Raw genomic sequence first — 26605 nt, 5'->3', positions numbered from 1 at the left:
AAACGCGTTACATCAGTGGCGAGATACGTGTTGGTGCGGTGTCAAAATCCAGCACGGCATCGTCAGGCAGGCTTTCCGGTTTGACTTCCACCGCCTCTTTGCCATCAAAGTTGAAGGTCAAGCCCACCACTTTTGGCTGCATCCATCCAAATCCTACCCCAGCGTACTCCTCCATCAGCAGGTTCATCTGCTGTTGAAGCTCAACCAGTTGCGGCTTAGTGTAATGAGTCTGCCCCCACAACTGCGCCTGTATCTGCATGGCGAAATCACACTGAGGCTCATCTTCCAGCTCTACCGTGATGGTGGCGCTGTTGTTGCGCAGATTGATGTCATAAGGCAGCAACAGTTGCTGCTCATCGCTTACCAACAAAGGAAGCTTGCCGTAGCGGCCTTGAATAAAGCCAGATTTGATCTCGCAGGGTCGCTTTTCCAAGCGATGGTTAAAGTAGAACCCCAGCGTCAGCTGATTGATTTCACCTTGGTAGAGGGGCTTCATGCGATCGTAAAAGCCTTTGTAATTTAGCGTTAACGCCTGCGCCGACATGGAAGCCGCCCCAAGGGTTAACGATCCCATCAACAGCGAAACAACCCACTTCCCTGTGTACTTCATCTACATAAACCTCTGATTGGAATCGAGCATCACCAGCAATTCATCAACATAATCCTGCTGACGCTCAGAATAACGAATAAGTCCTGGAATCAAGCTGGCTGCAGTCACCGGCATTTGCGCCTGACGCAGTTCAGCGCGAATTTGGCGCAACTCGGCGTAGGCGGCATTGGTATTTAGATTTTTCAGGTAGGAGGCCACCGACTCGTCCACCGAGTCAAACTTCGCCACTTCGTGATTGCGGCCACTGTCTCGGCTTAGGGGCACCAAGCCACAGCCCGCTTTGAAACACCACTGACCAAAGAAATTCAAACCTTCGCGAGCAAATCGGGAGCTGCCCCAGCCAGTCTCGTTGGCCGCCTGCACCATCACCATCTCTGGTGGCAACGTATCCACCCTAACCAACAGGTCGTCCAGCGTTGCCACCGACACCTGACGGGGCTCAAAGCCATAATTCAACGCAATCATTTCCAGTTGCTGCAACTGAGTACGCTCAAGACCACTGCCGCGAATGAGGCGCTGTCGCATCGCTTCGACAAAGGCGCGCTGCTCCGCAATCTTGGCATTTTGCTGCTCAATTTTGGGCTTTAAGAAACCAAAGAACGTACGCTTTTTTTCCGTCACATTGGCGATCGCCGAGAAATCCGGCAACTGCTTGCGCGCAGGGTTGGCCTGAATCGGCAAAGAGGCTTGGCGCTCTTGTTCCGATTGATTAAGCTCGCTGTTGATCCACAGCAGGCCGGCAACAACCAGACCGAGGGCGATAAGAATGGGCGTGAGAAAGCGCATAGACTCTCCTAATTAGGCCTCAAAGCTGCCATTTTGGTCGCCGCTTTGATTGGAATTTGAAGGTTGCTCAACCTGACGCGTTTCACCGAACAGTTGGTGATACAGCACCCCTTTAAGCTGGAAGAAGAAGGTCATGGCACCCGCCAGACCAATTAGGGTCACTAAGGCCGCAATGATGGACTCCATCATGGTTAGCGCAGCTCCTTCGCCGCCGGACATCACGATGGCCATCGGCATGGATGACATCACCATCAACATCACGGCAACGATGTACGCCCCGAGAATAGGCAACAACTGCTTCCACATCACCTTCGCGGACTCCAAAATGGCCGTAATTGGGGTGATGCGTTTATCCACATTCACTAGATAGAACAGGTTCGCAAGGCTAGTCAGAGCCACCAGGCCCAGACCCAATACGAAGAACAGCACAAAACCCAACTGATTGATAAAGCCGGTTAACAAACTAATGAGCACCAATGCGGCGGTATGGGGCAGTCCAGCCCAGACGGTATTTCCGGTTACTGGCTGTGACTGGGCTCGCTTTAACCCGATATAGGACAGACCCGCTTCAATGGGTGCCATTGCAATGGCAGCAAGCATCTGCAGTACCACCATGCCATTGGAGAATCCGGTTTCCGGATCCCATGCGATGGGCATACTAAACACATTCTGGATGAGCGTGTATGAAACGGCCATCACCGCCACCATAACAGCGAAGCTCAACGAAATAGCATGAAGTAGCGGTTTTGGGTTTTGACGGACCAAGGCCCAAGTAGTACTTAAAACGTTGAGTAAATTAAGGTTTTGCATCTGTTCCTAACAGGTAAAACAAGCGAATTCAGCGGCCATTATACCTAGGTTTACTCACTTACCCAATTTTGTATGACAACAAAACGCTGCTAACGGCTTGAATAGATTGATAACCCCGTACATTTGCCCCCATGCTCAGCGGCCAACTCATCGATAAAGCTGCCCGATGCCGCCGTCAACCATCCAGTGAATTTTATATTTGCCAACTCACTGAGGTCATAAGCGAAATGCGAAAGATTTCGCCCCAAAGATGTGAACCAAATCACACTCTATACTAAGTGTTTCGCTATCTGGGAATTACAATAGCAAGTTTGTGCTTGGCGTTTTCGCAACTAGCACTTAGAATTCGCCGCCTTATTGAAATGCTTGGCCTTTTTATCGGCTGTTTTGAACTGGGAATCCTTCATGAGTCACACGCCTCAAACAGCATTGGTTCAACTTGACGCCATCACCAAATCTTACGGCGACAAGACCATTATCGAAAACCTCTCCCTTGAGATCCTAGATGGCGAATTTGTCACTCTGCTGGGCCCGTCCGGCTGTGGCAAAACCACGGCATTGAGACTCATTGCTGGCCTAGAAGAGTGCAGCGAAGGCCGCATCATCATTGGTGGCGAAGACGTCACCCACATTGGCGCAGAAAACCGTCATGTAAATACCGTATTCCAAAGTTACGCCCTGTTCCCCCATATGACGGTGTATGACAACGTTGCCTATGGTTTGGTAACACAAGGCGTGGCCAAAGCCGACATTGAACCTCGAGTGATGGAAGCTCTGAAAATGGTGCGTCTTGAAGCCATGGCCAAGCGCAAACCCGACCAGCTTTCCGGCGGCCAACAGCAGCGCATTGCCATCGCCCGCGCCGTGGTAAATCGGCCAAAGGTACTGCTGCTGGATGAAAGCTTAAGCGCACTGGACTACAAACTGCGTAAACAGATGCAGATTGAGCTTAAGCAGCTGCAGCGGCGATTGGGCATCACCTTTATCTTTGTCACCCACGATCAGGAAGAGGCGCTGTCCATGTCTGATCGCATCATGGTGATGAACGAAGGCAAAGTGGTGCAAGTGGGCTCTCCTAAAGCCATCTATGAGACGCCAGCAACCCGTTTTGTCGCCGAGTTCATTGGCGAGTCCAACCTATTTGCCGCCAAAGTACTGGAGCAAACCGACGCCAAGCACTACCGCTGCGACATCAGTGGCAAAGAGTACCAAGTGTATAGCGTTGAGCCGCTCACCATCGGCGCCATGGTGTACGTGCTGCTGCGCCCAGAAGACTTGCGCCTTGAGGAGCTCAAAGACTCTCAGCAGAGCAACTGCCTCATTGGTGAGGTTATTGAGCGTACCTACAAAGGAATGACCCTAGATTCCCTGATCAAACTGGAAAACGATCAGTTTATTCAAGTATCTGAGTTCTTTAATGAAGACGACCCAGATGTTGACCACAGCCTAGGCCAACGCGTGGCCGTAAGCTGGGTACCAAGCTGGGAGGTAGTGCTGCCCTATGATGGCGAATAACAAATTTAAAGCGTTCTCCATTGGCCTTATCAGCCTATGGTTAATCAGCTTTGTGTTTGTCCCCAACTTGATGGTGCTCATTGCCAGCTTTTTGACCTCTGACGTTCATGATCTGGTTAAGCTTGAGTTCACCTGGGAAAACTTCGGTCAACTGATCGATCCCATCTACGCCAAAGTGGTGGGTTACTCGGTCTATCTGGCGACCATCACCACTCTACTGTGCCTGTTCATTGGCTACCCTGCAGCCTGGTTCATCGCCCAGTTTCCGCCAAGAGTTCGAGGGTTTCTGCTGTTTCTGGTGATTGTGCCATTTTGGACCAACTCCCTGATCCGCACCTACGCCATTAAGATCATCCTCGGAACCCGAGGGGTGCTGAACTGGAGCCTAATGGAACTTGGCATCATCGACGCGCCACTGCGACTGATGTACACCCAAGCCGCGGTGCTGATTGGCATGGTGTATATCCTGCTGCCGTTTATGATTTTGCCGCTGTTCTCCAGCATTGAAAAGCTGCCAAGCTCCTACTTGGAAGCGGCTCGAGACTTAGGTGCCAGTAAGTGGCGTGTGTTTCGCACCATCGCCCTCCCCCTGACTCTACCTGGAGTGATTGCTGGCAGCTTGATGGTGTTTCTGCCAGCCATGGGCATGTTCTACATCGCTGATCTGTTAGAAGGCGCAAAGAATCCGCTTATCGGAAACCTCATTAAAGATCAGATTTTGGTAGCGCAAAACTGGCCATTTGGCGCGGCACTCAGTGTGGCTCTGTTGGCAATGATGGCGGTGATGATTCTGGTTTACTACCGCGTATCCATTCGCCGTAAAGGGGAACTCGATGTCTAAATTCCTCAAGAATTTCAGTAAGTGGGGCTTTTTGGCACTGCTGTTTGCCTACCTCTACATGCCCATCGCGGTGTTGGTGGCCAACTCCTTTAATGCCCACAAATACGGCATTAAATGGACCGGATTTACCACAAAATGGTACGACGTACTGGTCAACAACTCTGGATTGATGCAGGCCGCAGGGCACTCACTGACCATCGCCATCCTATCGGCAACGCTGGCAACCGCCATCGGCACCCTAGCAGCCGTGGCGCTGTTTCGCTACCGCTTCCGCGGCAAACCCGCCCTCAACGGCATGCTGTTTGTGGTGATGACATCGCCAGATATCGTAATGGCGGTTTCCCTACTGGCACTGTTTGTCACCATCGGCATCAGTTTAGGGTTCTGGTCGCTATTGATTGCCCACATCACCTTCTGCTTACCCTTTGTGGTGGTGACCGTCTACGCTCGCTTGAAAGGCTTTGATAACGCCATTTTGGAAGCCGCGCGAGACCTAGGAGCCAGCGAATGGCGCATCTTTAACACCATCATTTTGCCCCTCGCGGCGCCGGCCATTTTTGCGGGCTGGCTGCTGAGCTTCACCTTGTCGCTGGACGATGTGATCATCAGCTCCTTTGTCACCGGCCCTGCCTATGAGATCTTACCGCTTAAGATCTACTCTATGGTTAAGGTGGGTGTGTCGCCTGAGGTGAACGCGCTGGCCACCATCATGCTGATTTTGTCCCTGAGCTTGGTCGCTTTGGCGCAATTTATTCTAAAACGAAAAGCGGCGTAGGCCCTTGCCTACGCCTGTGTTTACTTTAACCTTAAGGAACTTCGCCATGATCCGCACTCTGGCACTCACTGCCGCCGCTGCGCTTTTTGGAATGTGGAGCCTCGCCGCCCAGGCCGCCGATAAGGTGGTCTACTTCTACAACTGGTCTGAATACATCCCTGAAGGGCTGCTCAATGAGTTTGAGAAAGAGACCGGCATTAAGGTGATCTACACCACCTACGACTCCAACGAAGCCATGCATGCCAAGCTGAAACTGACCGGAGCCAAAGGCTATGACTTGGTGGTGCCATCCACCTACTTCGTGGCCAAAATGCGCGATGAAGGCCTGCTTCAGCCCATCGACCACAGCAAGCTGAGTAACTTTAAACACCTGGACCCCGTGATGCTGGATAAGCCTTACGATCCAGGCAATAAGTACTCCATCCCATACATTTGGGGCGCGACGGGTATTGGCATTAACACCGATTTCGTTGACGCAGACAGCATCACCAAATGGGAAGATCTGTGGGATCCCAAATGGCGTGGTCAGCTGATGCTGATGAACGACCAGCGTGAAGTGTTCCACATGGCGCTGCGTATTCTAGGTTACTCCGCAAACTCCACCGATCCTAAGGAGCTGGAGCAAGCCTATCAGCTGCTGAAAAAGCTGATGCCAAATGCATTGGTATTTAACTCAGACACGCCGTCTCTGCCTTACATGGCGGGTGAAGTGTCTCTGGGGATGATCTGGAACGGCTCCGCTTTCGAAGCCCAGAAGAACGATCCTGCCATCAGCATGATCTACCCGAAAGAGGGTGCGATCTTCTGGATGGATAACATCTCCATCCCAGCCGGTGCCACCAACGTTGACGAAGCGCACCAACTGATTAACTTCCTGCTGCGTCCCGAAGTTGCCGCCAAGGTGTGTGAAGAGATTGGCTACCCAACGCCAAACAAAACCGCCAAGTCGCTGCTAGACCCAGAATTTGCCAACAACCCAATCGTATTCCCACCTGCGGACGTGATTGAAGCTGGCGAATTCCAATCTGACGTAGGTGAAGCGGTTCGCCTGTACGACAACTACTGGCAGAAGCTTCGTACCGGCAACTAACAGCCGTAAGATGTAAAAACAAAAGGCCGTACTGTGAATCCAGTGCGGCCTTTTTAGTTTCTATCGTTTATTAACTGGCAGACTCTAGGTTAACTTGCAGAAAGTAGCTCATCCAGCATAGTGAGAAACTGGGCTTCTACCCTATCCATCATTCGAAACGACAGATCATAGTGCCCCTTAACCGGCTCAGCTTCGATGCTATGTAGGTTCATTAGCTCTGCCATCTCCAGCTTCAGCAGTGCGTCATCGACGGTTTTCACCTGCAGGTGCTCGTCACCTGTCAGATCCCCAAGACCAAACACCGAAAAGATCATCTGCTGCAACTTGGATTCATATTCCAAGTAAGTCGGCATAAAGGCCTTTACCGGGCGGGTGACGTCACCTAAATACGCCTCCGAGGCGTCATGGAGCAAGCAGGCTAGCTGGACTCGTCGGGAAAAGCCTCGAACCTTAGCCTCATTAGCGCAGTTAATGGAGTGCTGTCCCACACTGTAAAAATGACGAAACTGGCCATTAGCTCGACACAATAACGACAAGCTGTGGGCAATGTCTTTGATGTGTATCTCGTCTTCTCTGGGATCCAGTGGCCAAAACTCACCACCAGAATAGGTATTTATGCATTTACCCTGTCTCATCGTACTCTCCTTTCAGGCTGGATTTAGCGCCCAATTGTGGTTGGCGCATCAGCGAGTCGTAAGCAGGAGCTGTCGGTACCTGGTAGAGACCCCCACACCGTTTTAGTGGGGTTATACGAACGTTGTGGCGGCAAATACTAATGGCTTTAGGCCACGGCGTCCACGTTATGTCATCGCAAACGCCAAGCACGCCCCCAAATGCTAATGAATTGTTATTCACGGGTGGATTTTTATCGACATTTGTCTCTTAGGTTTTAATCCGCTGAATACTCTACAACCTCTGTGAGCACAAAATCACCACTCACAATATATTTATGCATAAACAGTGAATTTTTAGTTGATTCGAGAATGGGGAATTCCTATAGTGCTCCCAACAGAAGAATTCACTCCTGATGATGAGAGCCAGATTATGAAAAAGACCATTGCAGCACTGACACTCGCTACCCTGACCCTAACCGGATGCGGCTCGAAAGAGGAATATCTGGTGGTAGGCACCAACGCCGAATTCCCTCCATTCGAATACATCGGCGGTGCTACTGGCGATGAGGTGTTGGGCTTTGACATCGACTTGGCGAAACAGATTGCCGCCGATCAGGGCAAAACCCTAAAAGTGGAAAACATGAAGTTTGATTCGCTGATTGTGGCCCTTAACGCCGGTAAGGTGGATATGGTGGCTGCCGGCATGACCATCACCCCAGAACGCAAAGCCAGCGTGGATTTTTCCCAACCTTACTATGAAGCCACTCAGGTGGTGATCACGCCGGTAACCAACGTCAGCATCAACAGCGTTGACGACGTTAAAGGCAAGCACATTGCCGTGCAGCTGGGCTCTACCGGCGACATCATGGCCAAAGAGCTAAGCGATAATGTCACCGCTTTCAACACCGGTTTTGAAGCCATTATGGAGCTGAAAAACGGCAAAGTGGACATGGTACTGTTTGACAGCGAACCGGCGGCGAAGCACCTAGCCAAAAACCCACAGCTTAAGATGCAGAAACTGAATTTTGATGCAGAGTACTACGGACTGGCCGTGGCTAAGAATAACCCTGAACTGCTTAAGCAGATCAACGCCAGCATCGATACCATGAAGCAAAATGGCAGCTTCGACGCACTACTCGCCAAGCACATGCAATAGCCTAGGGCGTGGTTGAGGAAAGCGTAGTGGAAAGCATTATTCAGTCCCTGTTCACCCCCATCGGCAACGATGGCATGGTGGGAATCTATCTGATTCTTAACGGCCTTAAGGTGACATTGATGGTCACCCTACTGGCAACGATTTTAGGCTCGTTACTTGGGGTGGCCACCACCCTGATGAAGCAGTCCGGTAAGTGGTACCTAAGTTGGCCTGCCAACTTCTACGTCAGCGTCATTCGAGGCACTCCGGTGGTGGTTCAGTTGGTGATCCTCTACTTCATCGTATTGGCTTCACTGGACGTGGATAAGATCACCGCAGCGGTCATCGCCTTTGGTCTTAATAGCGGCGCTTATATCTCAGAGATCATCCGAGCCGGTATCGATGCGGTTGATAAAGGGCAAGCGGAAGCGGCGCGGTCGCTGGGCTTATCCCACAACCAAACCATGAAGCTGGTGATTTTGCCTCAGGCAATCAAGAACATTTTACCGGCGCTGGGTAACGAATTTATCGTGCTACTGAAAGAAACTGCGGTGATCGGCTTTATTGGCGGCGTGGATCTAATGCGGGCTGGCGAGATTATCCGAAGCAGAACCTTTGAAGATACGGTGCCACTGTTTACCTGTGCCCTTATCTACCTGATGCTGACCTACATCTTCACCTTTATGTTGTCCAAGTTTGAAAAGAGGCTAAAGCAAAGTGATTAAGGTAACCGACATTCATAAAACCTTTGGCCAAACCGAGGTGCTTAAAGGAATCAGCGAGTCCATCGCCACCGGTGAAGTGGTAAGCATCATCGGCCCCAGCGGCAGCGGTAAAAGTACCTTTCTTCGGTGTTTAAACTTGCTGGAAACCCCAACACAGGGGGAGATCTTTATCGAGGGCGAATCCCTGTCTGCACCGGGCGCTTGCGTAGATGCCCTACGACAAAAAGTGGGCATGGTATTTCAGAACTTTAACCTGTTCCCTCATCTAACGGTGGCCGACAACATCACCCTTGCGCCGGTAAAACTGGGTAAACTCAGCGCCAGTGACGCAAAAGACAAAGCCATTGAACTGCTGGCGATGGTGGGACTGGATCATAAAGCCGACGTCTACCCTTCCAGCCTATCCGGTGGCCAAAAGCAGCGGGTCGCCATCGCCAGAGCCTTGGCGATGCAGCCAAAGGTGATGCTGTTTGATGAGCCAACCTCAGCGCTGGACCCCGAGATGGTTGGCGATGTGCTGGACGTGATGAAGGCGCTTGCCGAGCAAGGCATGACCATGGTGATCGTGACTCACGAAATGGGGTTTGCCAAAGAGGTTTCCGACCGAGTGCTGTTTATCGATCAGGGGATCATCATGGAGTCTGGCACGCCAGAACAGATCTTTGATGCGCCAACGCATCCAAGAACCCAAAGCTTCCTCAGCAAGGTGTTGCGTTAACCGCTTTGCATAAGCCAAAGTTTGCACCGTTAATGCCCTAATACAACAAGGCCAGCACCGAGGTGCTGGCCTTGTTGTAAATCAAATCAGACAGTGCGGTTTTTTACTGTTTTACCGCCAAAACAACCTCGCCACTGGTGCTGCTATCCATCAAGTCGATATAGCGTTTGGCCACCTCATTGGCTGGCAGGCCTGGCTCGGGATCCATCCCCATGGCCACCATGGTTTCCGCAACCCACCCTGGGGACACGGCATTAAAACGAATGCGATCCACTTCAACCGACGCTGCTTTTACCGCAGCCTCAACGGCGGCATTGACTGTAGTTACTATGCTGCTGCCTTTGAACGGATACTGAGCCAAAATACCGGTGGAGAGCACAATGGCACCGCCATCGTTAACGTATTTTTCGCCGAATCTCATGGTGTTGATCTGGCCCATCATCTTGTTTTGGATACCAAAGTTCCACTCATCATCGTTGTCATTGTGCCAATCGGTCATGGTGACAACACCCGCTGTACATAGGATGGCGTCAACCTTACCCACTTTCTCAAACAACGCTTTAAGCGACTCTGGCTTAGCGATATCAAACGGATTTTCAGGGTGATTAAAAGAAGCTTCCACCACTTCTGCTTCACCTTTTAACTGCTCAACTAACGCCTTACCAACTAGGCCTGTGGCGCCCAGTACAAGAACTTTTTTCATGACTTACTCCGAGAGGGTATTACAATGCCAGCGGCATCAGATGGACCCATTATTGTCCTTAGCAGTCATTCCCGGTAGTGGGGTAAACGTTGTTTCACCTTTAACCTGAAGTTTAAAGTTAACCTAGGCAGTCCCTGCTTACCTCTAACTAGCGTTAGCCATCTTTTCTACTAAAAAGTCGATAAACAGGCGAGTTCGTTTAGGAAGGTTCTCTCGGGATGAATAGTAAAGCCAAACCGGCTTAGGTTCAGCCCAGGCCGACTCTAACACTGGCACCACCTCGCCTTTAGCAAGCTCCTGCTCAACATGCCAGCGGCCCATGTAAGCGATACCGACATTCTGCCGTAATAGCATCTTGGCCGAACTGATATTAGAGATGGAGACCTTGCCTTTAGGGATAAACTGAATGTGGTGCCCCTCAGCATCTTTTAACGGCCAGTTGTAGAGGCGGCCACTAGACAGGGGCCGATAGATGATAGCACTGTGTTGACTCAGCGCTTCAATAGAATCCGGCAAACCAAATTGGTCGACATACTCTCTGCTAGCAAAAATACCACTTTGCATCTGATGGATAGTTCGAGCCACCAAACGGCTGTCTTCGTTAATGCGATTGCCCACACTGACATCAAACCCCTCATCGATGATGTCGAGCACGCTGTCGCTAAGCACCAAATCCAGCTCAATGTCTGGATAGAGGTTCATAAACTCCGCAATGTAAGGCATGACAAATTTGCGGCCATAGCTGTCAGGCAAATTGACCTTTAGTCGCCCTGAAGGACTGCGGTTCTGCTCAGTTAGGCCATCAATGCTCTCTTCCAGTTCGCTCAGCAGTGGCCCAACTCGCCTCAGTAAGTTAGCTCCATCCTCAGTTAAGGAGAACTGGCGCGTATTGCGATGGAACAGCCGCACCCCGGTTTGCTTCTCCAGCGAAGCGACTCCCTTACTCACTGCCGCTGCTGAGATACCCAGTTTGCGACCTGCAGCAGAGAAACTGCCCTCTTGGGCGGCACAGACAAATAGCGGAAGTTGGGATGGCAGCATGGGAGACTCTCTGTCAAACTGTTTAAAACGTGTTGAGAATTGGCTTTAGTTTCAACCAATAGTTATAACAGAGTTCTGTCCCCTGCTCTATTTGGTTGTTAAAAAGATGGTAATCAGACCAAACTTACCCAAACTCTCTGAAGTGAAAGTCAGGTTGTTGTCAAATGCGACCAGTGCCCTTGAGACCAATTACCACATAGTCGACGAAGGCCGATGTTCAAAACTCTAAACTTAAGGAAACCCATTGGTCTGATTCGGTATCCACTTATTTAGGTGACCTTTATGTGACCACCACCCCAAGCACCTATGAACCTAACAATGCCCCAAAAAGTTAACTTATTGAATTTTAATCAATATTATATTTGGTTCGTCTCTTGCGAAAGCCGATGCTGCGACAAGTCGCTCGAGTTGCCTTGGGTTTAATCAGAATTCAACTAAACATACGATTGTACGCAAAGGTGCACCCTGCGCATTTACTTACCAATACTTCTTTTCCTTTCTAACTCAGTTTTCGCCAATGAATTTGAGCTAAAGCTACAAGAAAGTTATACAGTCCCATTTGGAAAAGCGTGGGTGATTGACGGGGCTCCGACGCTTGAATACAGAGTATGTACAGCAGATGTTTATGTAAAAGGACAGATGAGCCAAGTGGAAGTTAATGGCGTCATATTTAACGGCACGTTCGAGTTTTCATTCACACCACAATTTAAGGGGACGGTGAAAGTATATGGTGGCACGGAGCTGCGGTTGGGCGACAGTCTACAAACGCTCATCGTCGTTGAGCAATCGGATTAGTGTACAACAAGCCCCCTTCTACTTTATCTGTCCAGCTTCTGGTCTTGCTCGTCAAGAGATAGCAAAGCCGCCCATAAATGGCCTAGAATCTATTGAGATCTATTTCATTTCTCTTGTGAGATAAGTATTACCTTGATGCCGTATCTAATTGATAATAAACAACAAAAAAAGCAGAAGCGAATAGTGTGAATTAAAAGAAAAGCTACTTCCTATAATTCAAATACAATCAAGATACAATTAGAGTTTTAAAGGAAGATATGAAGCATGTACTTAAGAATATTGGCACTTTTAATTTTGGGCTTTGGTTTTTTAAGCCACCCTGCAAGTGCAGCCAATCTATTTGAATGTGAATCCTGCAGCGATACTGATATTCGTCTCAAATCTAAGACTTTGTTCAGCAGGGCTGATATTGGAACCTATGACCTTGTGTTTATCGATACCATGAATAGACGTTTCACCGAAGTTACGGTAACGATTCAGCCTTCCGAATTAGATTTTTCCCCGTCAAAAAACAATAATCCATATTCTACGATTGTATCTGCTGCAATAAAACCCAGGAATATGCAACTACAGCAAGATTTCAATAGTATTATTGATGAAATAAAAGAAATACCTGATTTGGTAGACGGCAAAGTAAGAATACCTGCGACAGGGCCATACAAAAATGTCTATGACAGTTTAATTGATGATACAGGCTTTCAAGTTTACATCACTGATCACCTGAATAGATTAGAAAGTGTAAAACAACAACTCACAGAAGTTCAAATGATTGGAAATATTTTAGCTTCGAATGCTCAAATAACCTTAGATGGATTGTTGGTATCTGTGAGTACTAAAGTTTTAGATTCAGTAAAGGTTGTCGTTGAGTTTTCAGATGGTACAACCAGAGCAGTTCAATTAAAGGCAGGGTTGTTAGGAAAAGACTTGTACATTGAATACTATCCAACACAATACGCATGGGATATAAATAAGCAAATTATTCCAAGATCTAAAATCCAAGCAAGGAATTATCAAGGAAATATATCGGCAGGCAGTTACGGCTCATTCTCTTCTTGGATGACAATGTTAGGGTTAACCATGGGTGGAGGGGGCGGTGGTAACTCTCATTGTGAATTCACCTTTGAGTGTGACGAAAACCATTGTGAATCTGTAGCTCGATGCCTATAGTCGCTCTCTTAGAGGAAACTGACAATTCTGCATCAAGCTAATTCCAAAGGTTAGCTTTCAACAAAAGAGAAGTTTTGATTGATGGTCTGCAGCTAGTTTTCAGCGTTTGGAGGACTAAGCGATATTTAATGCCAGCAAACTAACTGATTTGTACCAAAGTCTAAAAAGCCCCTGCAATCGAAGACTGCAGGGGCTTTCTGCCTAGAGCTGTAACCTTACTTCTTACCCATCATCGCTTTAAGATCGGCGAAGGGATTGTGGGTGGCGGCTTCACGGTTGAGATCTTCACCCGCTTGTACGGTACTGCCGTATTCCGCAGCCTGGGTGTATTTCTCATGCTCGTTGTCATGGCAATACAGACACAAAAGTTCCCAGTTCGAACCATCGGACGGGTTGTTGGTGTGGTCGTGGTCAATGTGGTGAACCGTTAGCTCACGCAAATTGGAGTACTGAAACTCGCGAGCACAGCGGCCGCAAACCCAAGGGAAAAGTTTCAGTGCTTTGTCGCGGTAGCCTTGTTCCAACGACGCGTAGTTTTTTGGGATGATGGCCATCAGGCTCTCCGTGAATACAACATCTATCGGCACACTATAACAAGAACTCTGGCGCAGACAGAAGCCTCGAATTGCGCTGAAAATCACGATAGCGCAATTCGCCGTTCAGTCCGCAATCTAGCGCTTGTGATGAGCACTGGGCGATGCAGAATTTGTGCTGCGAATTATCGGCTAATCACGTTCTACCAACGCGAAATACTCATCCTCTACTTCGCTTTCGCAGGAGGCGGCACCAATAGTCGGCCATTGCGGTCGGTAAGTCGACCTACCGCCAGCGCCAGTGTCAGCGCGGCGGAGCTGGTCACCATCACGAGAATCGCAACCATGATCAGCATCTGATACTTAATTGCCACCAGAGGATCGGCGCCGCCTAATATCTGACCGGTCATCATTCCTGGCAGCGTGACCAAACCAGTGGTGCTGGTGGAGGCCAAAATTGGCGCCGACGCTTGCCTAAGAGCGTGCTCAACAAAAGGGGCGCAGGCTTGTCTTGGCGTGGCACCAAGAGCCAGCGCGCCGTGATACTCCCCTTTTCGCTCCTCGAATGCGGTCACCAATCGATGCAGCGCCATGATAAGCGCCCCCAAACTGTTACCCAGTAGCATGCCAGCAAGGGGAATCAAATAACGCGCATCATGAAAATGACTAGGCTGAATCACGCCAATAATGATCACCATCAGCAGCGGCAGCATCGCCACCGCCATGCCAGTGGCAATTGGCGCCATTGCCAGTTTTCGTGGCAGATTTGACTTCGCCGATACCGAACTGGCACCAATGATGATCATCAACATCACCCAGCCGCCATTTACCCATGGGCTATCCAGCGCAAACAGATAGTTTAGGTACAGGCCAACCAGCACCAACTGCGCCACCATTCGTATTACAGCAACAGCGCCCTCTCTGGCCAAACCAAGGCCGAAGTAGCGGTCGATTCCCCAAGGAATCACTAGGATAAATAGAAAGCTGGTCAACAACAGCCAAGAGACATCAATCATAATTATGTGTGCATTCCGCCAACGTCAGCCCTTGCAAAGGCACAGTGGCGCCCCAAGGATAGTAATCCCCCATGCTACTAAATTATTGATTGTCTTTGCTTGTTAGTTTTTATTAACCGATCTTCTAAGCTGCAGATCGGTTCTTGCATCAAGGAGTCGCTATGCCAAATCGATTGCTAAACAGCATTAAATGGGCGGCCATTGCCGTTGCAGCGCTGTGGTGCTTAATGATCGCGCTGCCACTGTTTGGCATCGACTCCCATCAGTGGGCTGTGTACCCAAGGCACACTCACACCCTCTGGCGTATTTTAACGGCGCCTTTGGTGCACGGCTCTGTGGGACATCTTGCGTCAAACAGCATGGCGCTGCTGATTTTGGGTGCCGCCCTACTCTACGGTTACCCTAAGTCTCGATTTTGGGTGTTGCTGCTGGTTTGGATTGGCTCGGGACTCGGGGTATGGGTGTTTGGCCGCAGCGCGTATCACCTTGGAGCCAGTGGCATTACTCATGGGCTATTTTTCTATCTATTTTTCGTCAGCCTATTTCGCCGCGACCGCCGCTCTATTGCATTGATGATGATCGCGTTTTTTCTCTACGGCGGCATGTTGATGACCATCTTCCCACGCGATCCAGAAATCTCTTTTGAGTATCACCTTTTTGGGGGACTTACTGGGCTGGCCTGTGCGTTGATGTTTAAACGCTGGGATCCCATGCCGGAGCGGAAAAAATACGATTGGGAAGGAGAGAAAGAGGATGACGATGAGGAGCCCTATTGGCTGGAGACAGACTCCTCATCGGACAAAAAAGGTTAGGGCTTACTGAGCTTTGGTGCTCATTTTGCGTCTTAATCAGTAAAAAAGCTCAGCAGCCCTAAAGTCAGTTTCATTAATTAACGGGTTTGGTCAGCCACTCAAAAACGATGCGATTAAACTGCTCTGGTTCATCTCGCATCACCCAGTGGCCAGTGGGCAAGCCTTCCACTCGGTTGCCTGGGATCTCTGCCATTTGTTGTTGCCAATGTTCGGAGTGAAAACTGGCCTTTTTGTCCGCGCCGTAGATAAACAGCAGTGGACACTCAACTTTTAATGGCAACATATTCAGAGGCTTACCGGTAAAGGTAGAGTGCCATTTCCAGAAATAGCTGTATGTCATTCCTGAATGGATGGTTTCAGGCGCGCCGGGAGCCTTCACCACGCCAGCCATGTACCGAGTCATGCGGTCGCCTAGGTTGCCGCCGATTTTCCACGCAGTGGCCAACCACATCTGATACCCAAAGATAAACAGTTTGGCCTTGGTGGAAAGCTCATGATGCTTAGAGCCCGCATCACCAATGTCCACAGACACAATGCGCTTAACGCGGTCTTGGTTTCGCAGGTAGTACTGATAACCCCAAACACTGCCCCAATCGTGAATCAATAAGGTGACCGGCTTGTCTGGACTAACGGCATCCACCACGCGGGAGATCTGCAGCACAAGGTCATCAACGTCGTGCAACTTACGAACGTGGTTAGGATCGTAGCCAGGCAGGGTAAAACGCGCACAGCGGAAATGCCCTTTGAGCATCTCAACCTGAGGATCCCACAGGGTATGGTTATCAGGCCAGCCGTGAATCATCACCACAGTTTCGTCGCCACTGCCTTCGAGATGCACCTCCATCTCGCCAACGTAGATTCGCTCAGTCATCCTTAGTTCCTTGAAATCACCTCAATTAGAGCAATCACTCTAATGTTATTTTTTGGCGAATAATTTGATCTAAGCTCGGTTATTTAAACATTAGGCAATAAAAAACCGGTCATTGTGACCGGTTTCATTGTTCGACTTGTGGGCGTGACGGCTATCTCGTTAAGAACCATTCAAAGTGGCTGTGGCTTTTCAGCGCCTTGGTGCTGCCCTTGAGGCTAAAGTCATAACCACAGAGCTCAAAAGAGCCACGGCGAGCGATTTGGCGAATGATGGTCTCGGTATCCAACGGAGAGAACTGCGCCAAATAGTAGCTGTCAGCCTCAACATCGACACGGAATGGGCGAAATGCGCTGTCGTCGTTGAAAACCAGTTCGGCACAGTCGGCATCACCTTTGGCGGTGGCGTAGTTCCACAACTCACCAACAGGAGCTTCGTCTCCCTGCCAGCGAACCGACAGCAAGCCATCATTAAGCCATAACCAGTATTGATCTGGCATCTCCAAAATCGCCTCGGCACGAGGTTTTTCGACCACTGGCTCCACTGGTTTTTCAGCCTTTTCAACCACGTCAGGCTGTGACATCATGCCACTCCAATCGATGGTGCTCACCCAAGGTAAAACCACCAACACTAAAGTAACTGCACCTGCAGCGATGCGCAGTTTACCAACACACTGGCCAGCAAACGCTTTAACACCTTGCAGATAGAGCTGGGTTGCCGGAATGGCCGGCTCGGCGTCGACCTCCTCTGTCGGCTCAGGTTCTGAGGCCGGCGCTTCGCCCCCCACTAAGGATGGCTCAACTCGGCTACCATGGTAGGACTTGGCACTAAGAAGATGACCCAGAGGACCGCGATAGCCATAGAGAGATACGGCCTTGGTATTGGCCTTCGCAGGCTTAATAGCCAACGCGGCACTGGCAGCCACCACTAGCACAAATCCAAGCCAAAAACCCACGGCATTAAGGTAGGGAATCAACGCAATAAACAGCGCTAGCGCCAACGGCGGTAACATCACCAATAGGCCTGACGTTTTGGCTTCCGCACCTCGGCGTTTTGCGGTCATCCAGCTTAGTGGCAGCGCCAACCACGCCAGCACCAAAGCGACGTAGCTCGACGCCATCGGTAAGCTCAAGAACAGGCCAATGAAGATAAGGGCTGAAAACAGCAGAGCGATCTGAATCGCTAAAAAACGCGCGGCGTTATCGTACCCACGCAAACAAAACAGGGTGTTCAATTCCATTCCCACAAAATTAAGGTCGATCTCACCACAAGGTTATCCAAAATCCCCAAGGATGTCTGCGCAAAAACTACCCGATTAACAGTTTTGGCGGTATTTGATGAAATTTGTCACGACTTCAACACGGGGCTCGCCAACCTTCTACACTTATTATCAATGGTTTACTCAACGAGCGCATATGAGAATACACCCCTTAACTCTTAATTTGTGGTTGTTTGCCCTGTTACTCTTTGTTACAGGAAACCTCCATGGTGAGGAGCTAGAGCCATCGCCATTGGATGACGTTTGGCCAGTTCTCACCGAGCCTTGGGGGGGCGATCTGGACAATATGCTCGAGCGCGGCGAAATTCGAGTGCTAACCAGTTTTGGTTTGGGCTGGTTCTATTTCGATGCCGGTCATCCCCGAGGTATCACCGTTGAAAACACCCGCAACTTTGAAGCCTTTATCAAGCGCGCCTTAGGGGCAAAGGCCAAACTGCTTAAGGTAACAGTGATTCCGGTTAGCCGAGACAAACTCATCCCCTATCTAGTTGAAGGCTATGGCGATGTGATCTTTGCGAACCTCACCATCACCACTCGTCGCCTGCAACTCATCGACTTTTCAAAACCTTATGCGTCGGACGTCAAAGAACTGCTTATCACCCACAAAGACAACGCCCCTGCCACCATGGCCGAACTGGCAGGCACCACCATCTGGCTTCGAGAAGAGTCCAGCTATTACGACAGCGTGCTTAAGCTCAATCGCACTCTCATTGGCCAAAACCTTGCCCCACTTAACATCGAGCTTATCGACCCTAGGTTACAAGATGAAGATCTGCTGCGCTGGGTCAACGCCGGCTTAATTGAAGCCACGGTGATAGACCAACATAAATTACCAGTGTGGCAGCAGTGGTGGCCGGATTTAGTCGCCTTTGCCGAGCCCATTCGCGCATTTGGAGAGCTAGCCTACGGGATTCGCAAGCAGAGTCCCGAGCTAAAAGCCTTGGTCGACCGCTATGCCCTCACCTACCAAGATGGCGGCCGCACTTTTAACATTCTCAAGCAGCGCTTTTTGGAAAGCGATCGCTGGCTTACTCGACTGAAATCAGAAAAGACCCGAGACCGACAAAAGCAATACAAACAGTGGTTTCAAGAGTTTGGCAAACAATACCAGTTTGACTGGGTGCTGCTCAGCGCCTTTGCATTTCAAGAGTCTAAGTACGATGCCAACGCCAAGAGCGACGCCGGCGCCATCGGCATCATGCAGGTGCTGCCTTCCACCGCCAAAGAGCTGGGTTTTAGTAATCTGACCGACCCTAATACCAACATCCACGCCGGCACCCGCTATCTGGCCAAACTTCGAGACGATTACTTTAATGACCCTGATCTGGATGAATTTAACCGCACGATCTTCGCCATGGCCGCCTACAATGCGGGCCCGAACCGCATCAACCGATTACGACGCATGGCCAAATCTCGAGGCCTGGACCCCGATGTGTGGTTTCAAAATGTTGAACTGCTGGCATCGGCCTACATTGGCCGGGAAACCGTGACCTACGTGGCCAACATCTATCGTCACTTCGTGATCCATAAACGCATTCTGTCTGAGCAGGCCCAGAAAGGGCCGCTGCTGCTTAGCCCTACGCCTGAGGTGATTGATGACTAAGGGCTTTGGCATATTGAGCCTATGCTTGCTCGCGCCAAGCTGGGCAAGCGAGCAGACCAAAGATGACTGCCAAACGGTGATCACCAATTTTAATGTGTTTGAGGAGAGCGAGCCGGGCTTTACCTGGCTGCACGATTGGGCCAACTGGTTGCACCTTATCACCCAAGAGCGAACCATCGAGGACAAGCTCGTTGGCTTTGATCTGTGCAACGATCCCAAGGCCACGTACGAAGCCGAGCGCTATCTACGCAGCTTAAGCTACCTACGAGACGCCAAGATCACCAAGCAGCAAGACGAGGTGGTGGTTCACACCTGGGACACCTGGTCGCTGATCCCCAAGTTCGATTTTTCCCGACAAGGCGGTGAGTCCAAACTAGGTCTTGGGATAATGGAAGATAACCTTCTTGGACTTGGGATCAGCACTGAGCTTGCCTACTTCGATGAAACCGACCGCAGCGGCTACGTAATCGACGTACGCTCCGGCCTGTTTTTAGGCCAACATTTTGATGGCCGCCTCACTCTAGTTGACAGCGACGATGGCGAGCGACAATACGTTCAGCTCAACCGTCCCTTTTTCGCCATGGACACCCGCTGGTCTACCAACCTAGCCTATGAACATGAACAACTGGAACATCCGATCAAACAAGGGGGCGACACCGTCAACGAGTTTGTTCGAATCATTCACGGTGCCAATCTCAGTTGGGGCTGGTCACAGGGCCGCGAGGGCAATCACAGTCAGCGCTGGCGAGTGGGTTACGACTATGAAGATCTGCAGTTTGATGCCATCGACACCACCACCCTATTGCCTCAAAATCGAGAAAGTCACCACCTTTGGTTGCAGTGGCATTACCTTGAAGATCACTTTACCGAAGTCACCAACCTCTACCTCATCAATACGGTGGAAGACGTCAACTTCGGCAGTGATTACTGGCTAAGAGCCGGCTTCGATTTTGCTTACAACAAACCCACGTTTGCCGCTGGAGTTCAGCAAGGTTGGCAGCTGAATTCCAAACGGCGCTGGTTCATCGGTGCCAATGCAGAACTGCGCCCCACTAAAGATGACTATCAATGGCTGATTCAAGGCTATCAGCACCACTTTTGGCAACTGGCGGAGCGCTGGGTCTGGTTCAATCGGTTGGATCTCACCTTCAGTGACAACCAGTATGACGACCAACCGGTCAGCCTCGGAGGCGATACCGACCTTAGAGGCTTTCCTGTGGCTTACCAACATGGGGAGCACACGGCACTGTTCACCAACGAGATGCGTTACTACCCAGGCTGGAGCTGGTATCAATTATTGGAAGTGGGCGCGGTGATGTTTTGGGATATCGGCCAAGCCTTTGGCGATAGTCCCTATCAGAGTGACGATCAGGATCTGTTACAAAGCGTCGGCGTGGGGTTGAGGCTGTACTCCTCACACTCCAGCAATAACGTCATTCATATGGATCTCAGCCACCCCATCAGCGACGACGATGAGGTGGATGAGATTGAGTGGCGTCTTGAAGTCAGAAGCTACTTTTAGGGCCCGTTTACCTTTCGTGCTTATTTTTGCCCCATACATTGACTTGTTTTGTTCTGAGTTAAATCGCTCGTGTGGTTTATAGGGCTTCCCGGAGGGCCAATTTAATCGGCCCCCATGCTGCGTTAGAAAATCTCTCTTTAGAACCAGCATCAAACCATTTCGACGTAGAACTACTGTACCTTCAATCGTTTTCCTTGATTAAAAGCCGTTATCCTAGGTCAAAATCTAATTACCAAAGATAAATAGATCCTAGTTTAAGCTGCCAACCACTTCTGCCGCCTGACGAATGGCTCGCTTGGCGTCCAGCTCTGCCGCTAACTCGGCACCACCAACCATAACGTAAGGGATCTGAGCCGCTTCCAGCTCAGGCAGCAAACCTCGGTTTGATTCCTGTCCGGTACACAGCACCACATGATCCACATCCAGTACCTTATCTTGGTCTTCGTGACGAATGTGCAAGCCAGCATCATCAACTTTCAGGTAATCCACCCCACTCAACATGGTCACGCCGCGATCGGTCAGGACCGCTCGGTGGATCCAGCCGGTGGTTTTCCCCAAGCCCTTTCCAGGCTTGGTGGTTTTACGCTGCAGCAAGGTGATTTCACGAGCAGACTCAAATGCGGTGCTGTCACGCTCGGTCAATCCGGCACCAACTTGGTACTGAGTATCGACGCCCCATTGCTTGAGCCACACCTGAGGATGCAAAGTGGCACTCTCATGAGCTTCTGATAGAAACTCGCCCATATCAAAGCCAATGCCGCCGGCGCCCATCAGCGCCACTTTACGGCCCACTTCGACCTCGCCACTGAGTACCTGCTGATAGGTAACCACTTTGGCATGATCAGCGCCGTCCAACTTAGGAACTCTTGGCGTTACCCCGGTGGCCACAATGACGTGGTCAAAGGACTTTAGGCTGTCCGCCTGCGCTGGGGTGTTCAGACAGACCTTAACGCCAAGACGCTCGAGGCGCTGGGTAAAGTACGCCAGTGACGCCTGAAACTCCTCTTTACCTGGAATCTTACTGGCCAGATTAAATTGGCCACCCAAAGTATCGCTCTTTTCGAACAAGGTAACGCTAAAGCCTCGCTCTGCCGCGTAACAGGCCGATGCCATGCCCGCAGGACCAGCACCCACCACGGCCACCGATTTGCCAGATGCGTTGGCTTCCAGCTTAAGTTCGGTCTCATAACAGGCGAACGGGTTCACCAAGCAGGTGGCACGCTTTAGCTTAAAGGTGTGGTCCAGACAGCCCTGGTTACAACCGATGCAGATGTTGATGTCTTCCGCTTCATTGCGGGCCGCTTTATTCACAAATTCAGCGTCGGCCAACAGTGGACGGGCCATAGACACCATGTCTGCCTGACCACTCGCAAGAATCTCTTCAGCCACCTCTGGAGTATTAATGCGGTTGGTGGCAACCAGAGGTACCGACACTTCACTGCGCAAACGTTCAGTAATGCCAGAAAACGCCGCACGAGGAACGCTAGTGGCAATGGTAGGAACTCGAGCTTCGTGCCAGCCAATACCGGTATTGATGATGGTCACGCCCGCTTGTTCAAGCCATTTCGCCAACTGCACCACCTCGTCCCAATCGTTACCGCCTTCAACCAGATCCAGCATCGACAGGCGGAAGATAATGATGAACTTCTCGCCCACGGCTTCACGCACCGAGCGCACCACATCCAGCGGGAACTTGGCTCTGGCTTCAATATCACCGCCGTATTCGTCAGTACGATTATTGGTGCGCGTACATAGGAACTGATTGAGCAGATACCCTTCAGAGCCCATGATCTCAACCCCATCGTAACCCGCCTTTTGCGCTAAGCGAGCAGAGTTGGCGTAATCCCTTACCGTACCGCGAACCTGACGAGCACTGAGCTTTGATGGTTTAAATGGGTTAATTGGTGCTTTGATCTTACTGGCCGACACGTTGAATGGGTGGTAGCCATAACGACCCGAGTGCAGTAGCTGCATGGCGATTTTACCGCCCTCTTTATGCACTGCATCGGTGATTTTTCGGTGCTTGGAAACCTGCCACGGGAAGCTCAACTGAGCAGAATGCGGTGCCACTCGGCCGCGAAAGTTTGGCGAAATCCCGCCGGTCACAATCAGCCCCACGCCTCCGCGAGCACGCTCGGCGAAGAAGGCCGCCAGCTTATCAAAGCCGCCCTTTTCCTCCTCAAGGCCGGTGTGCATCGATCCCATCAACACACGGTTTTTTAAGGTAGTAAAGCCCAAATCCAAGGGCGATAACATCTGCGGAAATGACATGGTCCAACCTTTAAACATCCATTTAAAACGTGTGTCCAGATTACCCTGAGGTGACCCAGATCACAACTTTTGTCTAATGCACCATCAAAAAGACTTACAATTGGAAGGTGCAAGTGAGTAAAACCTTGGATAGGATAGAGTTTTAGCACTCGGGTTTACGATGAAAAAGATCGAGAATATTCGATACTTAAGTATTCAGTGAACGAAACGATTTACGCGAGGAAATGCGGCCTAATGCCTTCGAAAAAACCCTTCATAATACGAGTATTTTCACTGCTATGGAAAACCATTAATGGCTTCCGTAAGTTGGTGCTCAACCTGATCTTTTTCGGGATCTTAGCCGCCATCGTTGTGGCGATGAACCAAGAATCCGCACCTCAGGTACCACAAGACGCAGCATTAGTACTGAATCTGACCGGCACCTTGGTTGAGCAAGAGCAAGAACTTGACCCATTTACGCTGCTGGCCAGTGGCGGCGAAGAGCAGGAACAAGAGATTGAACTTCAAGCGCTCATCGAGATGATTGAGCACGCTGCCGGAGACGAACGCATCAGCGGTATTGTGCTTCGCCCAGCGGGTCTTCGCGCAGGCACCGCCAAGTTGCAACAACTGGGTGATGCACTGCAGACCTTTAAAGCCAGCGGCAAACCGGTTATCGCCCAAGGCGGCTGGTTTGGCCAAAACCCCTACCTGCTTGCCAGCTACGCTGATGAAGTTCAACTGGACACCAGCGGCATGGTCAGCATCGATGGCATGGGCATGTACCGCCTGTTCTATAAAGAGGTGCTGGACAAAATTGGCGTAAAAACCCATCTTTTCCGCGTTGGTAAGTACAAATCGTTCGCCGAAGGTTACACCCGCACCGACATGTCCGCTGAAGCCAAAGAAGCCAACATGGCACTACTTGGTGACATTTGGGGCCATTACAAAACCTTGGTGAGTGCCAATCGTGACATCGACCCTGCCCTGTTAGATGCCTCTTTAGAAGAGGTAGAAGCCGGTCTTCGCGCTGCTGACGGCGACTTCGCTCAGTTTGCCTTGCAACTTGGGTTGGTGGACAAGGTGATGACTTCGGTGGCCATGCGTGACGATCTGATTGAGCGTTTCGGCACTCTAGCTGACGATGACAGCAAGTTCAACGGCATTGGCTGGCGCGCTTATCAGGCCCAAACTCAGATGCCATTTGATCTGCCAAGTGCCAACCCGAAAGTGGCGGTGATTGTGGCGCAAGGTGCCATCGTACCGGGCGATCAGCCTAACAACTTGGTTGGCGGCCGCTCCATGAGCAAACTGCTGCGCGAAGCGCGTGAAGACGACGACGTGAAAGCGGTGGTTATCCGTGTCGACAGCCCCGGAGGCAGCGTTTCTGCATCTGAGCAGATCCGTCAAGAGGTACTGGCTCTAAAGGCTGCAGGCAAAACCGTGGTTTCTTCAATGAGCTCCGTAGCCGCTTCCGGCGGTTACTGGATCTCCGCCAATGCTGACCGCATCTATGCCATGCCATCCACCATTACCGGCTCCATTGGCATCATCGGCATGATTCAAACCTTCGAAGACACTGCCAAGACCATTGGCGTAAACTTTGATGGTGTCGGCACCACGGAACTGGCTGGCATCAACGCCCTATCGCCGCTTCCGGATCGCTTTAAGGCGATCATGCAGCTGAGCTTAGATAAGGGTTATAAAGACTTCATCACTCTGGTTTCCACCTCACGAGGTCTGGAACTGGATAAGGTAGAAGAGCTGGCCCAAGGTCGAGTGTGGAGTGGTATCCAGGCCAAAGAGCTTGGCTTGGTTGACGAGCTAGGCGGACTGGAAGATGCCATCAAGGGTGCCGCTGAGCTGGCAGGCTTGGAGCAATACGATGTGAAAAACATCAAGCGACCACTAAGCCCAGAGCAGGAACTGTTGCGCGAGTTTATGAAGGAAGCCAATATTGAGCTGCCACAGTCCTCCACCAGCCCGCTAATGCAGATGGTGAAGCGCGAGCTGCTGGCCCCCATTGAGCAACAACTGATTCTCAATGATCCTAAGAACGCCTTCCTGTTGTGCCTGGAATGCTCTGAGCTTTAGCCTCAGATTTCCCTGCCAAAAGGCTCCTAGATGGAGTCTTTTTTGTCTCTGGTACATCACCAACTAAGTTTGACCAGATATTTGTCGAGTTTGGGTTTATAATCCCGCCATTAGTTAGTTAGACCCTTACCAAGATGAACAATAAACGGATCTACATCGCCTACACCGGCGGCACCATCGGCATGCAGAAAACCGATCATGGTTATGCCCCGACGCCCGGCTTTCTCACCGAAAAAGTCCGCGCGAACCTTGAATTTCAACGAGCTGAAATGCCGGAGTTTGAGATCTTCGAATACAAGGATCTGATGGACTCCGCCAACATGTCTCCCGACGACTGGCAGATCATCGCTGACGACATCCACAGCCGCTACGATGAATTTGATGGTTTTGTGATCCTCCATGGCACCGACACCATGGCCTTTACCGCCTCAGCGCTGTCATTCATGTTTGAAGGCTTAGGCAAGCCAGTGATCATCACCGGCTCGCAAATTCCATTTGCAGAGCTTCGCTCTGACGGCCAGCAGAACCTACTTAATGCCCTCTACTTGGCCGCCAACTATCCCATTGCCGAAGTTAGCCTGTTTTTCAATAACCGACTGTTTCGGGGCAACCGCTCTACCAAGGTTCACGCCGACGGCTTTAACGCCTTTGGCAGCCCAAACCTCTCACCGCTGCTGGAAGCCGGTATCCACATTGAGCCCAATAAAGGCGTGGCACCGCTGGTACAAAAGGGAAAACTGCAGGTACACCCTATTACGCCTCAGCCCATCGGCGTGGTGACCCTGTACCCAGGAATCAGTGCCGAGGTGATCCGCAACATTTTACAGCAGCCGGTAAAGGCCTTGATTTTGCTCTCTTTTGGCGTCGGTAATGCCCCAGAAGAGCCTGAAATTTTACAGTTGTTTGCCGAAGCCAAACAGCGAGAAATCTTGATTGTAAATCTGACCCAATGCCTGCAAGGCAAGGTCAATATGGCTGGCTACGCTACCGGCAACGCCCTGTCGCAAGTTGGGGTGATCAGCGGCCACGACATGACCACCGAAGCAGCCTTGGCCAAGCTTCACTTCCTGTTAAGCCAAGATTTGAGCTTTGACAAGCGATGTCAGCTGATGGAGATAAGCCTTCGAGGGGAGCTCACCCCTTAACTGCTGCATACTAAAAAGGGCGCCACTGGCGCCCTTTTTTAAGGTTCTTCGCGGATGAGCGGGGAATAGATACAGAAACGGCTGGTTAGGTTAGAGTTTCATCGCCAAACAAAACCACTCACCAGCCACCAGCCGTTTCGATGTCGCAGCTTACCTTT

At 50.7% G+C, this 26605-nt stretch carries 24 protein-coding genes and 1 riboswitch; of the genes, 13 read left to right on the top strand and 11 right to left on the bottom strand.

Annotation, left to right across the window (positions count from 1 at the left end):
* Positions 1 to 7: 7 nt before the first annotated feature.
* The 3 genes from FCL42_RS03055 to FCL42_RS03045 are packed head-to-tail and all read right to left on the bottom strand — an operon-like array spanning position 8 to position 2092.
* The gene (locus FCL42_RS03055) at positions 8 to 610 is read right to left on the bottom strand and encodes a DUF2987 domain-containing protein (RefSeq protein ID WP_136861920.1); all 603 of its coding nucleotides are present in this window, start codon (positions 608 to 610) and stop codon (positions 8 to 10) included.
* Positions 611 to 1396 (bottom strand): glucosaminidase domain-containing protein, encoded by a 786-nt coding sequence (locus FCL42_RS03050; RefSeq protein ID WP_136861919.1) that lies wholly within the window; start codon positions 1394 to 1396, stop codon positions 611 to 613.
* A 12-nt stretch (positions 1397 to 1408) separates the two neighbouring features.
* Entirely contained in the window at positions 1409 to 2092 is a 684-nt protein-coding gene (locus FCL42_RS03045; protein WP_169308268.1) for a hypothetical protein, read from the bottom strand.
* Between the two features lie 519 nt (positions 2093 to 2611).
* Here FCL42_RS03045 and potA point away from each other — a divergent pair.
* Genes potA through FCL42_RS03025 form a run of 4 tightly spaced genes read left to right on the top strand, consistent with a single transcriptional unit; the run spans position 2612 to position 6427 of the window.
* A complete protein-coding gene (potA, locus tag FCL42_RS03040; protein ID WP_136861917.1) occupies positions 2612 to 3721 on the top strand; it encodes a spermidine/putrescine ABC transporter ATP-binding protein PotA in 1110 nt (369 codons plus the stop codon).
* Positions 3708 to 4562, top strand: a complete 855-nt coding sequence (gene potB / locus FCL42_RS03035) for a spermidine/putrescine ABC transporter permease PotB (protein ID WP_136861916.1) — start codon at positions 3708 to 3710, stop codon at positions 4560 to 4562. The genes potA and potB overlap by 14 nt, the downstream gene beginning before the upstream one ends.
* Positions 4555 to 5337, top strand: a complete 783-nt coding sequence (potC, locus tag FCL42_RS03030) for a spermidine/putrescine ABC transporter permease PotC (protein WP_136861915.1) — start codon at positions 4555 to 4557, stop codon at positions 5335 to 5337. The genes potB and potC overlap by 8 nt, the downstream gene beginning before the upstream one ends.
* Before the next feature lie 46 nt (positions 5338 to 5383).
* Positions 5384 to 6427: an extracellular solute-binding protein gene (locus FCL42_RS03025; protein ID WP_136861914.1), complete on the top strand. Its 1044-nt coding sequence runs from the start codon at positions 5384 to 5386 to the stop codon at positions 6425 to 6427.
* 89 nt (positions 6428 to 6516) lie between these two features.
* Here FCL42_RS03025 and FCL42_RS03020 read toward each other — a convergent pair whose 3' ends face one another.
* Complete coding sequence (locus FCL42_RS03020; protein ID WP_136861913.1) at positions 6517 to 7062, bottom strand: HD domain-containing protein; 546 nt, start codon at positions 7060 to 7062, stop codon at positions 6517 to 6519.
* Between the two features lie 39 nt (positions 7063 to 7101).
* A riboswitch (purine riboswitch) is annotated at positions 7102 to 7201 on the bottom strand.
* 270 nt (positions 7202 to 7471) lie between these two features.
* Between FCL42_RS03020 and FCL42_RS03015 the strand changes: the two genes are divergently transcribed.
* From FCL42_RS03015 to FCL42_RS03005, 3 genes are all read left to right on the top strand, one after another.
* Complete coding sequence (locus FCL42_RS03015; protein ID WP_136861912.1) at positions 7472 to 8197, top strand: basic amino acid ABC transporter substrate-binding protein; 726 nt, start codon at positions 7472 to 7474, stop codon at positions 8195 to 8197.
* A gap of 74 nt (positions 8198 to 8271) precedes the next feature.
* On the top strand, positions 8272 to 8901 hold the full coding sequence (locus FCL42_RS03010; RefSeq protein WP_136862281.1) for an amino acid ABC transporter permease: 630 nt from the start codon (positions 8272 to 8274) through the stop codon (positions 8899 to 8901).
* The gene (locus tag FCL42_RS03005) at positions 8894 to 9619 is read left to right on the top strand and encodes an amino acid ABC transporter ATP-binding protein (RefSeq protein ID WP_136861911.1); all 726 of its coding nucleotides are present in this window, start codon (positions 8894 to 8896) and stop codon (positions 9617 to 9619) included. Before FCL42_RS03010 ends, FCL42_RS03005 begins: the two co-directional genes overlap by 8 nt.
* A 103-nt stretch (positions 9620 to 9722) precedes the next feature.
* On the opposite strand, the gene FCL42_RS03000 is transcribed toward FCL42_RS03005, so the two are convergent.
* Both FCL42_RS03000 and FCL42_RS02995 read right to left on the bottom strand, forming a co-directional pair.
* A complete protein-coding gene (locus FCL42_RS03000) occupies positions 9723 to 10322 on the bottom strand; it encodes a short chain dehydrogenase (RefSeq protein WP_136861910.1) in 600 nt (199 codons plus the stop codon).
* 144 nt (positions 10323 to 10466) lie between these two features.
* On the bottom strand, positions 10467 to 11363 hold the full coding sequence (locus FCL42_RS02995) for a LysR family transcriptional regulator (protein ID WP_136861909.1): 897 nt from the start codon (positions 11361 to 11363) through the stop codon (positions 10467 to 10469).
* A 1059-nt stretch (positions 11364 to 12422) separates the two neighbouring features.
* Between FCL42_RS02995 and FCL42_RS02990 the strand changes: the two genes are divergently transcribed.
* The gene (locus FCL42_RS02990) at positions 12423 to 13325 is read left to right on the top strand and encodes a hypothetical protein (protein ID WP_136861908.1); all 903 of its coding nucleotides are present in this window, start codon (positions 12423 to 12425) and stop codon (positions 13323 to 13325) included.
* 215 nt (positions 13326 to 13540) lie between these two features.
* Here FCL42_RS02990 and FCL42_RS02985 read toward each other — a convergent pair whose 3' ends face one another.
* Complete coding sequence (locus FCL42_RS02985) at positions 13541 to 13879, bottom strand: YajD family HNH nuclease (protein ID WP_136861907.1); 339 nt, start codon at positions 13877 to 13879, stop codon at positions 13541 to 13543.
* A gap of 206 nt (positions 13880 to 14085) precedes the next feature.
* Positions 14086 to 14874 carry an ABC transporter permease gene (locus FCL42_RS02980; RefSeq protein ID WP_136861906.1) on the bottom strand — a complete coding sequence of 263 codons (789 nt, stop codon included), beginning with the start codon at positions 14872 to 14874 and terminating at the stop codon, positions 14086 to 14088.
* Between the two features lie 161 nt (positions 14875 to 15035).
* On the opposite strand from FCL42_RS02980, the gene FCL42_RS02975 reads away from it, so the two are divergent.
* On the top strand, positions 15036 to 15686 hold the full coding sequence (locus FCL42_RS02975; protein ID WP_136861905.1) for a rhomboid family intramembrane serine protease: 651 nt from the start codon (positions 15036 to 15038) through the stop codon (positions 15684 to 15686).
* Positions 15687 to 15759: 73 nt separating this feature from the next.
* On the opposite strand, the gene FCL42_RS02970 is transcribed toward FCL42_RS02975, so the two are convergent.
* Both FCL42_RS02970 and FCL42_RS02965 read right to left on the bottom strand, forming a co-directional pair.
* Complete coding sequence (locus FCL42_RS02970) at positions 15760 to 16557, bottom strand: alpha/beta fold hydrolase (RefSeq protein WP_136861904.1); 798 nt, start codon at positions 16555 to 16557, stop codon at positions 15760 to 15762.
* Positions 16558 to 16708: 151 nt separating this feature from the next.
* Positions 16709 to 17788 carry a hypothetical protein gene (locus tag FCL42_RS02965; protein ID WP_136861903.1) on the bottom strand — a complete coding sequence of 360 codons (1080 nt, stop codon included), beginning with the start codon at positions 17786 to 17788 and terminating at the stop codon, positions 16709 to 16711.
* A 181-nt stretch (positions 17789 to 17969) separates the two neighbouring features.
* Between FCL42_RS02965 and FCL42_RS02960 the strand changes: the two genes are divergently transcribed.
* Complete coding sequence (locus FCL42_RS02960; RefSeq protein WP_169308267.1) at positions 17970 to 19436, top strand: MltF family protein; 1467 nt, start codon at positions 17970 to 17972, stop codon at positions 19434 to 19436.
* The gene (locus FCL42_RS02955) at positions 19429 to 20958 is read left to right on the top strand and encodes a ShlB/FhaC/HecB family hemolysin secretion/activation protein (RefSeq protein WP_136861901.1); all 1530 of its coding nucleotides are present in this window, start codon (positions 19429 to 19431) and stop codon (positions 20956 to 20958) included. Before FCL42_RS02960 ends, FCL42_RS02955 begins: the two co-directional genes overlap by 8 nt.
* Positions 20959 to 21207: 249 nt before the next feature.
* Here the strand turns inward: FCL42_RS02955 and FCL42_RS02950 are convergent, their stop codons facing one another.
* Positions 21208 to 23229, bottom strand: coding sequence for an NADPH-dependent 2,4-dienoyl-CoA reductase (locus FCL42_RS02950; protein ID WP_136861900.1), 2022 nt, complete (start codon positions 23227 to 23229; stop codon positions 21208 to 21210).
* Positions 23230 to 23463: 234 nt separating this feature from the next.
* Here FCL42_RS02950 and sppA point away from each other — a divergent pair, with 234 nt between their 5' ends.
* Together sppA and ansA are read left to right on the top strand one after the other, a co-directional pair.
* Positions 23464 to 25302, top strand: coding sequence for a signal peptide peptidase SppA (gene sppA / locus FCL42_RS02945; RefSeq protein WP_136861899.1), 1839 nt, complete (start codon positions 23464 to 23466; stop codon positions 25300 to 25302).
* A gap of 134 nt (positions 25303 to 25436) precedes the next feature.
* Positions 25437 to 26447 (top strand): asparaginase, encoded by a 1011-nt coding sequence (gene ansA, locus FCL42_RS02940; protein WP_136861898.1) that lies wholly within the window; start codon positions 25437 to 25439, stop codon positions 26445 to 26447.
* The last annotated feature ends 158 nt before the right edge of the window (positions 26448 to 26605 follow it).

This window comes from Ferrimonas aestuarii (assembly GCF_005116665.1).
In the GTDB taxonomy this organism is placed as follows: domain Bacteria; phylum Pseudomonadota; class Gammaproteobacteria; order Enterobacterales; family Shewanellaceae; genus Ferrimonas; species Ferrimonas aestuarii.
The sequence above is the reverse complement of the archived record's forward strand: the minus strand, read 5'-3'. Positions and strand labels throughout refer to the sequence as shown.